This is a genomic window from Amycolatopsis sp. NPDC101161 (genome assembly GCF_044768185.1).
Classification (GTDB): domain Bacteria; phylum Actinomycetota; class Actinomycetes; order Mycobacteriales; family Pseudonocardiaceae; genus Amycolatopsis.
This window is the reverse complement of record NZ_JBIWPI010000001.1, coordinates 967,548-983,788: the sequence shown is the minus strand read 5'-3', so window position 1 is coordinate 983,788 and position 16,241 is coordinate 967,548. Positions and strand designations below refer to the sequence as shown.

Annotated in this window: 3 protein-coding genes; all 3 read right to left on the bottom strand. The window is 73.6% G+C overall.

The window, feature by feature from the left end; all coding sequences use genetic code 11:
• Window positions 1–29: 29 nt before the first annotated feature.
• The 3 genes from ACIRSS_RS04780 to ACIRSS_RS04770 are packed head-to-tail and all read right to left on the bottom strand — an operon-like array spanning window position 30 to window position 16,239.
• A complete protein-coding gene (locus ACIRSS_RS04780) occupies window positions 30–227 on the bottom strand; it encodes an MbtH family protein (RefSeq protein WP_400881891.1) in 198 nt (65 codons plus the stop codon).
• Window positions 227–1,486: an MFS transporter gene (locus ACIRSS_RS04775; protein WP_400890522.1), complete on the bottom strand. Its 1,260-nt coding sequence runs from the start codon at window positions 1,484–1,486 to the stop codon at window positions 227–229. The genes ACIRSS_RS04780 and ACIRSS_RS04775 overlap by 1 nt, the downstream gene beginning before the upstream one ends.
• Complete coding sequence (locus tag ACIRSS_RS04770; RefSeq protein ID WP_400890521.1) at window positions 1,483–16,239, bottom strand: non-ribosomal peptide synthase/polyketide synthase; 14,757 nt, start codon at window positions 16,237–16,239, stop codon at window positions 1,483–1,485. The genes ACIRSS_RS04775 and ACIRSS_RS04770 overlap by 4 nt, the downstream gene beginning before the upstream one ends.
• Window positions 16,240–16,241 lie beyond the last annotated feature (2 nt).

The following is a 16,241-nucleotide window of genomic DNA, read 5'->3' as shown; positions in this document are numbered from 1 at the left end:
CCCGGGCCGGAGCCCGGGCCTCCCCGGCCTCAGCCCGCCGACATCCGTTCGCGCAGGCTGCGGGGGCGCATGTCGGTCCACACCTCGTCCACGTGGTCCATGCACTCCTGCCGGGTGCCGCGCGTGCCGTCGGGCTGCCAGCCGGCCGGGACCTCCTTGTCCGCGGGCCAGAGGGAGTACTGGCCCTCGTCGTTGACCAGGACCTGGTAGGTGGTGTTCTCGTCCATCAGGACTCCTTGGGGTTGAGGGTTTCTTCTTCGAGGTCCGCGACGGCCGGGAAGCCGCGCAGGGTCCGGCTGAACGTCGTCAGCACGGTGACCGCCGCGATCGCCCCCGCGCAGGTGAGCACGGCGGCCGAGTCGGGGAGGAGGTCGACGAGCCAGCCGCCGAGCGCCGGGCCGAGCGCCGCGGCCAGCCCGCCGGTCACGCCCATCACGCCACCGAGGCGGCCGCGCAGCTCGTCGGGCGTGTAGAGCAGCTGGTAGGTGTTGATGGTCGTGTTGGCCGCCGGGGCCAGGAACGCCATCGCCGCGAACAGCAGCCCCATCAGGTAGCCGCCGCGCACGAACACCGCCAGCGGCGTCAGCAGCGTCAGTCCCCAGAACACGCCGATGATCAGCGCGTACGGGGTGAACCGGCGGTGCAGGTACGGCGCGGCCAGCGCCCCGGCGATGCCGCCGGCGCCGAGCATCGCGGCCATCACGCCGATCTCGCCGGGCGGCACGCCGCGTTCGTTCGCCAGCACGATGATCACCAGGTAGTACGCCGCGAAGAACAGGTTCAGGACGATCGCGCACACCGCCGTGACGCGCACGCGCGGCTGGTGCCACACCCAGCGCAGCCCTTCGGCGATTTCGCGGCCCAGGTGCGCGGGCGGCCGTTCTTCCGCCGGTTCGGGCCGCGCGGGCAGGCGGACGAACACCAGCGAGACGAACGCGACCACGTGCGCGACGACGTCGAAGACGAACGGCACGAGCCGGCCCAGGGCGAACAGGAACCCGCCGAGCGCGGTGCCCGACAGCTGGCCGGCGCTGGTGCGCGCCGCGTTCAGCGCCACCGCCGAAGGCACCTGCTCGGTGCTGACCAGCCGCGGCAGGCTGGCTTCCTCGGCGGGCTCGAACAACGCCCGGCACAGCCCCATCAGGACGGCGACGACGACGAGCTGCGCCACCCCGGCCACGCCCCACCAGAGGGCGAGCACCAGGCTCGCCGCCCCGAGCGCCTGCACGGCCTCGCAGCCGAGCATGATCCGCTTGCGCGACCAGCGGTCCACCAGAGCGCCGGCCGGCAGCCCGGCGACCAGCTGCGCGATCGCGATCGCGCCGAGCACCAGCCCGGACTGCGCGGCCGAGCCCGTGATCGCCAGGACCAGCAACGGGAACGCGATCGTCGTGGTGCTGAACCCGGCCTCGGACACGACCTGGCCGCTCCACAGCAGGCGGTAGTCCCGGTTGCGGGACAGCTTGACCTCGCTCGGGGCGCTCACGCTTCCTCCCCCCGGCAGTCGGCGGCGATGCGCCGCAGGGCGTCGGCGAACCCGGCGGCGACGGCTTCGACCGTCGCGCGGTCGTGCCGGTCCGGCCGGAAGAACCAGGTGAACTCCAGCCGGCCCGCCCGCACGCCGCCGACCACCTCCAGGAGGTGCGCCGGCACGTTCGCCGGGTCCTGCTCGCGGCCGATCGGCGGGTGCGACGCGCGGAAGAGGCCGTCACCGCCGCCCGTGCCGTCGCCTTGTCCGAGGTAGTTGAACGCCAGCTGCGGGGTGTTCGCGCCCAGCTCGGGGAACCGGTAGGTGCGCAGGACGCCGTGGCCGAAGCCGTTGCCCGGCACCGCCCGCAGCTGCCGCCGCACGGACTTGACCAGCGCGCGCCAGTCCGCGTCCGGGTCGATCGTCAGCCCGACCGGGAACAGCGTGGTGAACCAGCCGACCGTCCGGGACAGGTCCACGCCGTCGATGACCTCCTCTCGGCCGTGGCCTTCCAGGTCGATGGCGACCGAGTCCTGTCCGGTCCACCGGCGGACCGCCCACGCGAGCGCGCTGAGCAGCACGTCGTTGATGCGCGTCCGGTACGCGCCGGGCGCCAGGTGCAGCAGGGCGTCGGTGTCGCGCTCGCCGACCTCGACCGGCACGGACTCGACCGCGGCCGGGCCGTCGCCGGTGTGGTCGAGCGGGAGCGCGCAGCCGGGCAGCTCCCGCGCCCAGAACTCGCGCTGGTCGTCCAGGCCGCCGCCTTCGGCGAACTCCCGCAGCCGTCGCGCCCAGTCGCGGAACGACGTCGTCTTCGGGCCGAGGTCCGGCTTCTCCCCCGCCAGGACCTGGCCGTAGGCCCGCTCGAGGTCCTCCACCAGGATGCTCCACGACACCGCGTCGACGACCAGGTGGTGCGCGGCGAGGAAGAGCCGGTCCGGCGCGAACAGCACCGCCCGCAGCTGCGGTGGCCGCGCGAGGTCGAAGCTCGCGTGCACCTCGTCGGCGACGGCTTCCGGGTCCGAAGTGGACAGTATCCGCAACGGCACCGGCGGTTCGGGGGCGTCGTTGTGCTGCCGCCACTGCCCGTCGTCCCGGGTGAACCGCAGGCGCAGGGCGTCGTGGTGGGCGACGACGGCGTCGAGCGCCTGCTGCAGCGCCTCCTCGTTCGGCGGCCCGGCCAGTTCGAGCAGCACGGACTGGTTGAAGTGGGCGGGGTTCGCGGGCTCCGCGTCGAGGAACCACCGCTGGATCGGCGTGAGCGGCACTTCGCCGACGACGGCCTCGTGGTGCGCCTGCACGTCGTCGGCCGCCGTGACGACGGTGGCCAGCGACGCGACGGTCTGGTGGGCGAACAGGTCCTTCGAGCGCATCCGCAGTCCCGCGAGGCGGGCGCGGTGCACGACCTGGATGCTGAGGATCGAATCCCCGCCCAGCTCGAAGAAGTTGTCCCGCGCGCCGACCCGCTCGCGGCCCAGCACCTCGGCCCAGATCGCGGCCAGCGCCGGCTCGACCGGTCCGGACGGCTCGACGTACCGGTGTTCTTCGGCGTCGGCGTCCGGCAGGGCGGCCCGGTCGAGCTTCCCGTTGCGGGTCACCGGCAACGCGTCGAGCGCGACGATCGCCGAGGGCAGCATGTAGTCCGGCAGCGACCGGCCGAGGAACTCGCGCAGGTCCGGTTCGGCGTCCGGCACGACGTAGGCGACCAGCCGCCCGTCCCGCGCGAGCACGGCCGCGTCGGTGACGGCCGGGTGCGCGCGCAGCGCGGCCTCGATCTCGCCGGGTTCGATCCGGTGGCCGCGGATCTTGACCTGCTCGTCGGCGCGGCCGTGGTAGACCAGCTCGCCGTCCGGCCGCCGCGTCACCCGGTCGCCCGAGCGGTACATCCGCTCCCCCGGCGGCCCGAACGGGCAGGCGACGAACCGCGACGCCGTCAGCCCGGGCCGGTCGAGGTAGCCGCGGGCGAGCCCGTCGCCGGCGATGTACAGCTCGCCGGGGATGCCCGGCGGGACCGGGTTCAACCCGGCGTCGAGCACGTAGAGCCGGGTGTTGCGGATCGGGTGGCCGATCGGGACCGGCCCGGCGGGGACCGCGTCCCCGGGCTCGACGCGGTACTCCATGCAGCCGACGGTCGTCTCGGTCGGCCCGTACTCGTTGATCACGGTCGCGTCCGGGTGCGCTCGCCGCCACCGGTCCAGCACGTCGCCGAGCAGCTGTTCGCCGCCGACGACGAGGTCCCGCGGGTCGCCCGCGAGGACGGGCAGGTGGCTGGGCGTCGCCTTGAGGAACGTGCACGGCACGGGCTCGGCCTCCAGGACGTCGGCGACCCGGATGCGGCCACCGGCGAGGAGCGGGCCGAACAGCGTGGTGACGGTGAGGTCGAACGACACCGAGGAGTGCAGCACGGCGGTGCCGCCCAGTCCCGGGTACGCGTCGACCGCCCAGCGCAGGTAGTTCGCCGCCGCGCGGTGGCTCACGACCACGCCCTTGGGCCGGCCGGTCGAGCCGGACGTGTAGATGACGTACGCCGGCTGCTCCGGGTCGAGCGCGACTTCCGGTGCGTGGTCCGGGAAACCGGTTGCGTCGACGTCTTCGAGCACGCAGACCGGACGCGCGTCTTCGAGCATGTAGGCGATCCGGTCGGCCGGGTAGCCCGGGTCGATCGGGACGTACGCCGCCCCGGTCTTGAGCACCGCCAGCAGCGCCACCAGCAGGTCCGCCGACCGCGGCAGCAGGACCGCGACCCGGGTCTCCGGCCCGGCCCCGGCGGCGAGCAGCCGGTGCGCCAGCCGGTTGGCGCGGACGTCCAGTTCGCGGTGGCTGAGCGAAACCCGGTCGTCGAACACGGCGACGTCGTCGGAGTCGTGACGCAGCAAGGCGGGCAGGGTGACGTCCGGGCGCGGGTCCCGCGGGGCCGTGGCCAGGACGTTCTCGCGTTCGCCGGGCAGGAACAGCGAAAGGTCGCCGACGGGCCGGTCCGGGTCCGCCGCGGCTTCGGTCAGCAGGACCCGCAGCCGCGCGGCCACCCGCTCGATCGTGGCCGCGTCGAACAGGCCGGTGCTGTAGTTGATCGCCCCGCGCAGGGCGCCGTCGTGCTCCTCGAACTGCACGAGCAGGTCGAAGGTCGCGGACGTCATCGGCAGCGCGACCTCCTCGGCCGCCAGGCGGCCGCCGCCCGGCTCGTCGCCGGTGTTCTGCAGCGCCACCATCACCTGGAACAGCGGGGTCCGGCTCGAGTCGCGGACCGGCTGCACCGCGTCCACCACGCGCTCGAACGGCACGTCCTGGTGGGCGAAGGCGTCGAGGACCGTGGTCCGCACGTCGGTGAGGAACTCGCGGAACGGCCGTCTTCTGTCCACAGTGGACCGCAGGACGAGGGTGTTGACGAAGAAGCCGATCAGCCGTTCCAGCTCGGGACGTTCCCGGCCGGCGGTGACCGTGCCGACCGCGACGTCCTCCTGCCCCGCCCACCGGGCGAGCAGCACCTGGCAAGCGGCGACCAGGGTCATGAACAGCGTGCCGTCGCCCTCGCCCGCCAGCTCCTTGAGCCGCGCGGTCACCTCGGCCGGCACGGTGAACTCGACCCAGTCGCCCTCGGTGGTGCGCACGGGCGGGCGCCGGCGGTCGGTCGGCAGTTCGAGCGGCGCCACGCCGTCGAGGCGCTCGCGCCAGTGGCCGAGCTGCTCGGCGAGCACCGGGCCGTCGAGGGATTCCCGCTGCCAGACGGCGAAATCGGCGTACTGCACGGGCAGTGCGGGCAGGTCCGGTTCCGCGTCCTGGGTGAACGCGGTGTAGCAGGCGTCGAGTTCCGACGTGAGCACGCCGGAGGACCAGCCGTCGGTGACGATGTGGTGCAGCACCAGCAGGAGCACGTGCTCGTCGGGCGCCCGCCGGAGCAGGCGCGCCCGCAGCAGCGGTCCGGTGCGCAGGTCGAACGGCTCCCGCAGCTCCCGCGTCAGCGCCTCTTCGGTGAAGTCCTCGACCGGCAGCTCGACCTCGTGGGGCTCGTGGACGAGCTGGACGCCCCGGCCGTCGACGGTGGCGAACGTCGTCCGCAGCGACTCGTGCCGGGCGACGACGGCGTTCAACGCCCGGCGCAAAGCGGGCACGTCGAGGTCGCCGCGCAGCCGCAGCGCCGTCGGCGAGAGGTACTCGACGCTGCCCGGTTCGAACTCGTCGAGGAACCACAACCGTTGCTGCGCGAAGGAAAGCGGCAGGGCGCCGTCGCGGGGCACGGCCGGGATCGGCCGCGCGGTGGCCCGCAGCCCGGGCAGCCCGGCGGCGAACCGGACGAGGGTGGGCGCGGTGAACAACGCGCGCGGCGAGACCTCGACGTCGAACTCCGCGCGGACGCGGGAGGTGATCCGCATGCTCGTGATCGAGTCGCCGCCGAGTTCGAAGAAGCTGTCGGTGAGCCCGACGCGCTCCACGCGCAGCACGTCGGCCCAGATTTCGGCGAGCCGGATCTCGGTCGTCGTTCTCGGAGCGACATATTCGGCTTCGGCGTCCCGCTCGGGCGCGGGCAGTGCGGCGCGGTCGATCTTCCCGTTGCGGTTCAACGGGATCGCGGTCAACGCGACGAACGCCGACGGGACGAGGTAGTCCGGCAGGCGGCCGCGCAGCCACGTCCGCAGCTCGCGCGTCTCGCCGACGACGTAGGCGACGAGCCGGCCGTCGCGGGCCACCACCGTCGTGTCGGTGACCGCCGGGTGCTGCCGGAGCACGGCCTCGATCTCGCCCGGTTCGACGCGGAAGCCGCGGATCTTGACCTGGTCGTCGACGCGGCCGAGGTAGTCCAGCCGGCCGTCGGCGGCCCGGCGCACGCGGTCGCCGGTCCGGTACATCCGGGACCCGGGCGGCCCGAAGGGGTCGGCGACGAACCGGTCGGCGGTCAGGCCCGGCCGGTTCAGGTAGCCGCGGGCCAGCTGGGGTCCGGCGAGGAACAGCTCCCCCGCGACGCCGTCGGGCACCGGGTGGCCCGCCGCGTCGAGCACGTAGGCCGCCAGGTTGGCCAGGGGCCGCCCGATCGAGGGCCGGTCGCCGGTGACGGGGGCGTGCGTGGCGTCGACGGTCACTTCGGTCGGGCCGTAGTAGTTGTGGGCGCTGACGCCGGACCCGACCAGCTCGCGCCAGAGCGCCTCACCGGTCGCTTCGCCGCCGACGAGCACGGTCGCGGGGCGATGTTCCCCGGTGAGGAGACCGGCGCCGAGGAGCTGCTGCAGGTAGGTCGGGGTGAGGTCGAGCAGGTCGATCCGGTGGTCACGGACGTACCGGACGGCGGCGTGCGGGTCGAGCCGGGTGTCGTCGTCCAGGACGTGCAGCTCGTGGCCGTCGACGAGGGCGAGCAGGGGCTCCCAGGAGGTGTCGAAGGAGAACGACGCGGTGAGCGCGGCCCGGGTCCGGGGGCCGCCGAGGAAAACGCCGCGATGGTTCGCGAGCATGTTCATCAGGCCGCGGTGCTCGACGAGCACGCCCTTCGGCCGGCCGGTGGACCCGGAGGTGTAGATGACGTACGCGGTGTGCGCGGGACTCGGGCGGGTTGCGACTGCCGCACCCGGCGCCGGGCCGGCGCCGTCGGCGACCGCAACCGATGCGGCCGGCGGTTCGGTGCCGTCCAGCACCACCACCGGGCTTGCGTCATCGACCAGCATCCGCACCCGATCTTCGGGCAGCCCGGGATCGATCGGCAAGTAAGCCGCCCCCGCCTTGAACGCGGCCAGGATCGCGATGACCGCCTCCGCCGAGCGCGGCAACCGGATCGCCACCACTCGCTCGGGCCCGGCCCCCACGGCAATCAACCGGCGGGACAGCTCGGTGGCGCGCGCGTCGAGTTCGGCGAAGGTCAGCCGCGTGTCGCGGAACACGATCGCCGTCTCGTGCGGGGTTCGCGCGACCGTCGCTTCGAACACGTCCAGGACCGTGCCCGCCGGGATGTCGAGCGCAGCCCCCATCCCGGCTTGCACCAGGGAAAGCCGTTCTTCCGGCCTCGAGAGGGACAGCTCGCCGAGGCGGCGGTCCGGGTCGGCGGCGATGGCGCGGACCAGCTGGGCGAGCTGCCCGGCCAGCCGCCGGACCGTCGGCTCGTCGAACAGCCGCGGGTCGTACGACAGCTCGAGGCCCAGCCGGTCGTGCAGGAACGCCGTCAGGTTCAGCGGGTAGCTCGTCGTGTCGAGCGAGCTGACGTCCAGCACGCGCACGCCGTCCTGCCCGCTGTCCTCGATCGGGTAGTTCTCGAAGACCACCACGCTGTCGAACAACGCGGTGCCGGCCGGGACCGCGGTGAACGCCTGCAGCCGCGACAGCGCGAGGAAGTCGTACCGCCGCGCTTCGGCTTGCGAGCCCTGGACTCCCCGCAGCCACTCGGCCACCGAGAGTCCATTGTGGACCTCGATCCGGGTCGGCACGGTGTTGATGAACATGCCGATCATCGCCTCGACGCCGGGCAGCTCGGCCGGACGCCCGGAGACCGTGGTGCCGAACAGGACGTCGGACTCGCCGCTGTGGCGGGCCAGCAGCAGCGCCCACGCGCCCTGCACCACCGAGTTCACCGTCAGCGCGGCCGCCTTCGCCACCTCGCGCAACCGGGCCGACTCCGAATCGGACAGCTCCACCCGCACTTCGGCGGCCGACTCGGCGCGGTGAGCCTCCTGGGGACGGCGGTCGTACGGCAACGGCGTCGGGGCCGCGAAGCCGCCGAGCACCGCGCGCCAATGACGTTCGGCTTCGGCGTGGTCCTGGGCCGCCAGCCAGGCGAGGTAGTCGCGGAACGGGCGGCGCGGGGCCAGCTCGGCGGTCCGGCCGCCGGCGATCGCCGCGTACTGCTCGGCCACCTCGCCGAAGACCTGGGCCGTGCTCCAGCCGTCGAGCAGGACGTGGTGCGACGTCCAGACCAGCTGGACCTCGTCGTCGGCGACGCGGGCGATTTCCAGGCGCATCAACGGCGGTGCCGCCAAGTCCATCCCGGCCGCTTGGTCGGCCTGGAGCAGCGACGCCAGGGCCGCCTGCTGCTCGGGCTCGGCCAGGTCGCGCCAGTCGTGCTGCCCGACCGGGACGCGGACGTGCCGGTGGACGCGCTGGAGCGGCTCGTCGACGCCGTCCCAGACCATGCTGCTGCGCAGGATCGGCGTCCGGTCCACCACGCGCTGCCACGCCTCGGCGAGCGCGCGCGGGTCGCGGACGCCGGCCAGCCGCAGGCGGAACTGGTCGAAGTACGCGCTGGAGTCGCGGTCGACCAGGCTGTGGAACACCATCCCGGCCTGCAGCGGGGTGAGCGGGTAGATGTCCTCGACGTCGCGGCCGTCGCCGGCGAGCCGGTCGACGGTGGCCTGGTCGAGCCGGGCCAGCGGGAAGTCGGACGGGGTGCGGCCACCGGCGCCGGCGCAGTGGTCCACCACCTCGGCCAAGGCGTCGACCAGCTCCGAAGCGAGCGCGCGGACGGTGGTCTCGTCGTGCACTTCTTCCGAGTACTCCCAGGTGAAGTGCAGTTCGCCGGCTTCGACGACGCCGACGACGTCGAGCAGGTACGGCCGGGTGCCGTCGGGGTCGCTGTCGTGCCCGAGCGCTTCGCCGCGGCCCTGGTACCAGCCGTCGCCTTCGACGTCCCAGCGGCCGTGGTAGTTGAACGAGATCCGCGGGGCCGGGTCGTCGCGCAGCGCGGCACCGGGCCCGTCCGGCGGGCTCAGGTAACGCAGAGCTTCGTACCCGGCTCCCTTGTCGGGCACCGCGCGCAGCTGTTCCTTGACGGCCTTGAGGACTTCGCCCCAATCACCGTCGGGCACCGTGAGAACCAAGGGGTACTGGGCGGTGAACCAGCCGATCGTCCGGGACAAGTCCAGCGGGGCCGCGATTTCCTCGCGCCCGTGGCCTTCCATCGCGACGACGACGCGCGGGCGACCCGTCCAGCGGGCGAGCACCCGGCCGAGGGCGCTGAGCAGGACGTCGTTGACCTCGGTGCGGTACGCCGCCGGCACGTCCTGCAGCAGCGCCGCGGTCTCGGCCCGGCCAAGTGACACCGAGACCGCGCGCGCCGACTTCGCGCGGTTGCGGCCGGAGTGGTCGACCGGGAGGTCCGTCCGCGCACCGCGGAGGGCAGTTTCCCAATACGCGGTGTGCTTGTCGAGGTGTCCCATTTTCACGTGCCCGGCCAGCGACCGAGCCCAGTGGGTGAACGAGCTGCCCACCGGTTCCAGCGCTTCGCCGTGGTAGGCGCGGTCGAGGTCGCCGAGCAGGATGCGCCAGGAGACGCCGTCCATGACGAGGTGGTGGGCGGTGAGGAACAGCTGGGGCGGGCGGTCGGCGAAGGTGAACAGCACCACCCGCCACACCGGGCCGTTCGCGATGTCCAGCGACGTCTGCGCGCGGACGGCTTCGGCGTGCATCGCGGCTCCGACGTCGTCCACTTCGGACAGATCGACGTGCCGGAGGACGTCGGCGGTCTCGGTGGCGGCGGGTTCCTGCCGCCAGGTGCCGTCGGCGTGGGAGAACCGCATGCGCAGGGCGTCGTGCCGGGCGGTCACAGCGGCGACCGCCCGGACGAGCCGAACTCTATCCACAGTGGACAGTACTACGTGGACGGACATGGTCAGCCGCCACGGGTCGTCGAGGTGCTCGACCAGCCACGACTGGATCGGGCCGAGCGGCGCCGGCCCGGTCTCTTCGACGACCGCGGGCGCCGCGCTCGGCGTGGCGACCCGGGCCAGCTCGGCGACGGTCTGGTGCTGGAACAGGTCCTTCGACGAAATCCCCAGCCCCGCCTGCCGGGCGCGGGCGACGACCTGGATGCTGAGGATCGAGTCGCCGCCGAGGCCGAAGAAGTTGTCCTCGACGCCGACGCGGTCGACACCGAGTACCGCCGACCAGACGTCGGCCAACACGGTCTCTTCGGGCGTACGCGGGGCCACATAACGGGTTTCGGTGCGCGCGCCGGGTTCCGGCAGGGCCTTGTGGTCGAGCTTGCCGTTGGCGTTGAGCGGGAGTTCGGCCAGGCCGACGAACACCGCGGGCACCATGTGCGCGGGCAGGGAGCGGCCGAGGAACTCGCGCAGCGCGGTGGTCCCGGGCACGGTCCCGGTCAGGTAGGCGACGAGCCGGCGCGTGTCGCCGGTGCCGTGCGCGACGACGGCGGCGCCGGTCACGTCCGGGTGCGCGGTCAGCGCCGCCTCGACCTCGCCCAGCTCGATGCGGAAGCCGCGGATCTTGACCTGGTGGTCGGCGCGGCCGCGGTAGGCCAGTTCGCCACCGGAAGTCCAGCACAGCAGGTCGCCGGTGCGGTACATCCGGGTGCCGGGCGCGCCGAAGGGGTCGGCTACGAAACGGGACGCCGTCAGGCCCGGCCGGTTCAGGTAGCCGCGGGCGAGTCCGGCGCCGGCGACGTACAGCTCGCCGGTGACGCCCGGCGGGACGGGGGCGAGCTCGGCGTCCAGGACGTAGGCGCGCAGGTCCGGGATCGGCACACCGACGGTGGCGCGGTCGTCGTCGAGGACGCGGTGGGTGACGTGCACGGTGGTCTCGGTGATGCCGTACATGTCGACCAGCCGCGGGCCGTCCGGGTGCCGGCGGCGCCAGTCCGCCAACCGCACCGGATCCAGGGCTTCCCCGCCGAAGACGACGTACCGCAGGCTGAGCGGCGGCGACGGCAGCGTGCCGAGCCGGTAGAACGCCGACGGCGTCTGGTTGAGCACGGTCACGCGCTGCTCGGCCAGCAGCGTCAGGAAGTCCTCAGGAGCGCGGACGACGTCGGCCGGGACGACGACGAGCCGGGCGCCGTGCAGCAGCGCGCCCCACAGTTCCCACACCGAGAAGTCGAAGGCGTAGGAGTGGAAGAGCGTCCACACGTCCCGGTCGTCGAAGCCGAACCAATGCGCGGTCGAGGAGAACAGCCGCGTGACGTTGGCGTGCGGGACCAGCACGCCCTTCGGCACGCCGGTGGAGCCGGAGGTGTAGATGACGTACGCGGTGTTCTCCGCGTCCACCCGCACCCCGGGGTCGGTGTCCGGCCGGTCCTCGGCACCGACGTCGTCGACGACGCAGACCGGGCGCGCGTCGGCGAGCGTCGCCTCGATGCGCGCGGGCGGGTAGTCCGGGTCGATCGGCAGGTACCCGGCGCCGGACTTGAGCACGCCGAGCACCCCGACGACGAGGTCGGCCGAGCGCGGCAGCCGAAGCGCCACCAGATGCTCGGGCCCGGCGCCCTCGGCGATCAGCCGGTGGGCCAGGCGGTTCGCTCGCCGGTCGAGTTCGCGGTAGGTCAGCTCAGTCCCGTCATGCGTCACGGCGACGGCGTCCGGCGTCCGTGCCACCTGCGCGGCGAACAGCTCGGGCAGGGTCGGCAGCGGCTCCGGCTCGCCGACCGGGTTCCATTGGCGCAGCACCAGATCACGCTCGACATCGGTCAGCCACGGCAGCCCGCCCAGGGAACGCGACGGCGTGGCCGCGATGCCGTCCAGGAGGGTGCGCAGCCAGCCGGTCAGCCGCTCGATCGTGGCCGCGTCGAAGAGATCGGTGTTGTAGTTGACGAGCGCGTCGAGCCGGCCGCCCGTCTCCTGGAAGTGCACCATCAGGTCGAACCCGGCGGTGACGATCGGCGGGGCCAGCTCTTCGACGTCGAGGCCGGGCAGCGCGGGCCGGGCGTCCGGGGTGTTGTGCAGCACCACCATCACCTGGCACAGCGGCGTGCGGCTGGTGTCGCGTTCGGGCTGCAGGTCGTCGACGACGCGGTCGAACGGGACGTCCTGGTGGGCGAAGGCGTCCAGCACGGTGTCGCGCACGTCGCCGAGGAAGGCGTCGAACCCGCGATGCATGTCCACAGTGGACCGCAGGACGAGGGTGTTGACGAAGAACCCGATGAGGCCTTCGAGTTCCGTGCGCTCGCGGCCGGTGACGACGGTCCCGACGGCGACGTCGTCCTGCCCCGACCAGCGGGCGAACAACAGCTGGCAGGCGGCGAGCAGCGTCATGAACAGCGTGCCGCCGTGCTGCCGGGACAGTTCCTTGAGCCGGGCGGTGGTGCCGGCCGGGACGCTGAACTCGTGCAGGGCGCCGTTCTTGGTGCGGACGGCCGGGCGCGGCCGGTCGGTGGGCAGGTCCAGCACCGGGACGCCGTCGAGGCGGTGCCGCCAGTAGCTGAGCTGCTCGTCGAACTCCGTGCGGTCTCGCTGCCAGACCGCGTAGTCGGCGTACTGCAGGGGCAACGGCGGCAGCGCCGGGTCCTCGCCGCGGCTGAACGCGGCGTAGAGCGTGGCCAGCTCGCCGAGGAGCACGCCCGAGGACCAGCCGTCGGTGACGATGTGGTGCAGCACCAAGGTGAGCACGTGGTCGCCGGGCGCGAGCCGGGTCAACGCCGTGCGCAGCAGGGGTCCGGTGCGCAGGTCGACCGGGCCGGTCGCGCTGTTCAGGGCGGTGGCCAGGTCGCCGTCCGCCACCGGGACCTCGACCGCGTACGGCGGGTGGATGACCTGGACGCCACGGCCGTCGACGGTCGCGAACGTCGTGCGCAGGGACTCATGCCGGGCGACCAGCGCGGTGAGCGCCTGGTTCAGCGCGGCGGTGTCCAGCTCGCCGCGCAGGCGCAGCACGGTCGGCGACACGTACTCGGTGCTGCCGGGCTCGAACTCGTCGAGGAACCACAGCCGCTGCTGGGCGAAGGACAGAGGCGCTTCGAGCACCCCGCCGGCACGCGGCAGGAGCGGGATCGCCGCCTGCGGCGCGGCCGCCTCGGGCAGTTGCGCGGCCAGCTGCGCCGGAGTCGGCGCGGTGAAGACGAGCCGGGCCGGGACGTCGGCGCCGAGCTCGTCGCGCAGCCGGGAGACGACTCGGATGCCGCGCAGCGAGTCGCCGCCGAGGTCGAAGAAGTCGTCGTCGACGCCGACGCGCTCGACGCCGAGCACCTCGGCCCAGACGCGGGTCACCAGCCGCTCGCGATCGTCTCGCGGGGCCACGTACTCGGTGGCCGCGGCCAGTTCCGGTTCCGGGAGGGCCCGGCGGTCCAGCTTGCCGTGCCGGGTCAGCGGCAGCCGGTCCAGGCGCACGAAGGCGGTCGGCACGAGGTGCGCGGGCAGGGTGCGGGACAGCTCGGCTTTCAAGTCGGCGGTGTCGCCGACGACGTAGGCGACGAGCCGGCCGCCGCGCACGTCGACGGCCGCGTCGGTCACGAACGGCCGCAGCGCCGCCTCGACCTCGCCCGGCTCGATCCGGAACCCGCGGACCTTGACCTGGTCGTCGATCCGGCCCAGGTGTTCGAGCTGCCCGTCCACCCAGCGGACGCGGTCGCCGGTGCGGTACAGCCGCGATCCCGGTTCGCCGAAGGGGTTCGCGACGAACCGGTCGGCGGTCAGGCCCGGGCGGCCGAGGTAGCCGCGGGCCAGCTGCGCCCCGGCGAGGCAGAGTTCGCCGGGCACGCCAGGCGGGACGAGCCGTAGGTGCTCGTCGAGGACGTACGCGCCGACATTGCCGAGCGGGCGGCCGATCAGCGGCCGGTCCCCGGTCACCGGGGCGCAGGTGGCGTCCACAGTGGACTCGGTGGGCCCGTAGTAGTTGTGCGCGGCCGTGTCGGCGGCAGCCAGTTCGCGCCACAGGTCGCGGTCCACGGCTTCGCCGCCGACCATCAGGAACCGCGGGCGGTGCTCGCCGGTCAGGAGCCCGGCGGGCAGGAGCTGCCGCAGGTAGGACGGCGTCACGTCGAGGAAGTCGACGCGCGAGTCGCGGACGTACCGGGTGAGCGCGGCCGGGTCGAGCCGGGTTTCGTCGGTGATCAGGTGCAGTTCGTGGCCGTCGGCCAGCAGCAGCGGGCCTTCCCACGAGGTGTCGAACGACAGCGTCGCGGTGAGCGCCACGCGCATCGGCTCGCGGCCGAACACGCGCCGGTGGTTGGCGAGGAGGTTGACCAGGGCCGCGTGCTCGACGACGACGCCCTTGGGTGTGCCGGTCGAGCCGGAGGTGTGGATGACGTAGGCGGCGTCGGACGGGCGGGGCCCGGCGGGTCTCGATCTCCCGGTGGGCACGACGGTCCCGTCCAGCACGACCACCGGCCGCGTGTCGGCCAGCAGGACGCGAATGCGTTCCTCCGGTAGCCCGGGATCGAGGGACAGGTGCACCGCACCCGCCTTGAGCACGGCGAACAGCGCGACGATCGCGTCGGCCGAGCGCGGCAGGAGCACGGCGACGACGCGGTCCGGCCCGGCGCCCCGCGCGGCGAGGTCGGCGGCGAGCGCGTCGGTGCGGGCGGCGAATTCGGCGAAGCTGAGCCGGACGTCGCCGCAGACCAGCGCGGTCGCGTCCGGCCGGGTCCGCGCCTGGTGGTCGAGGAGGTCGACGACGGTCGTGGCGGGGACGTCGAGCGGGCTGCTCCCCCACTCCAGCAGCGTGGCCTCTTCGGCCTCGGTTGTCAGGGGCAGGTCGGCGATCCGGCGGGCCGGGTCCGCGGCGATGCCGGCCAGGAGCCGCAGCAGGTGGGTGAGCAGCCGGTCGATGGTCGCGGCCTCGAACAGCTCGGTGCTGTACTCGACGAGGCCGGCCAGCCGGCCGCCGGACTCCTCGAACTCGAGGGACAGGTCGAAGTTCGAGGAGTCGCGCGCGACCTCGGCCGGTTCGGCGGTCAGGCCGGGGAACGCCGGCCCGCCGCCGGCGCTGTGCAGCAGCACCATGACGTCGAACAGCGGGTGCCGGCCGGGGTCGCGGCCGGCGTGCACGGCGTCGACGAGTTCCTCAAAGGGCACGTCGTCGTGCGCGAAGGCGTCCAGGACCGTCTGCCGCGCGGTGGCCAGGTGGTCGGCGAAGGGGACCGACACGTCCACTGTGGACCGCAGCACGACGGTGTTGACGAAGAACCCGACGACCCGCTCCAGCTCCGGCCGGTCGCGGCCCTGCACGACGGTGCCGAGCGCGACGTCGTCCTGCCCGGTGTAGCGCGCGAAGAGTACCTGGCAGGCGGCGACGAGCACGGTGAACAGCGTCGTCTCCGACGTGCGGGCCAGTTCGGCCAGCTTCCGGGCGACGTCGTCGGGAACGGTGAACTCGCGCACCGCGCCCGCGGTGCCGCGGGTGGCCGGACGCGGGTGGTCGGCCGGCAGGTCCAGCGGCGTGATCCCGGTGAGCTGGTCTTTCCAGTGCTCCAGCCCGGCGGCGCGGGTCGGCCGGTCGTGCTGCCACAACGCGAAGTCCGCGTACTGCAGGGGCTGCGGTGGCAGCTCGGCGTGCGAGCCGTCGCGGTAGAGCAGCCCGAGTTCTTCGGTGAGCACGCCCATCGAGGCGCCGTCGGTGGCGATGTGGTGCACGCACACGAGCAGCACGTGCTCGGCCGGGCCCAGCCGGGCCAGCAGGGCGCGCAGCAGCGGCCCGCGGCCGAGGTCGAACGGCCGCACGTACTCCTCGCGCAGCACGGCGTCGAGGTCGTCCGGGCCGACGTCGACGACGGGCAGCGGCACGTCGTACGGCGGCCGGACCACCTGCGCGCCTTCGCCGTCGACCTCGGTGAAGGTGGTGCGCAGCGGCTCGTGCCGGGCGACGAGCAGCCGCAGCGCGGTGCCCAGGGCGGCGACGTCGAGTTCGCCGGTGAGGCGCAGGGCGAACGCGCTGTTGTACTCGGGGTCGCCGGGGCGCAGCCGGCTGAGGAACCAGAGCCGGCGCTGAGCCGACGACAGCGGGATCGGGCGGGAGCGGTCGGCGGCGGCCGGGATCTCCGGCGTGCGCGCTCCCGCTCCCGCCATCCGCCGGCGCAGCGCTTCCTGCAGGTGGGCGGGCAGCGCCGCGATGCGGTCCTGTCGGGACGTGGTCATGG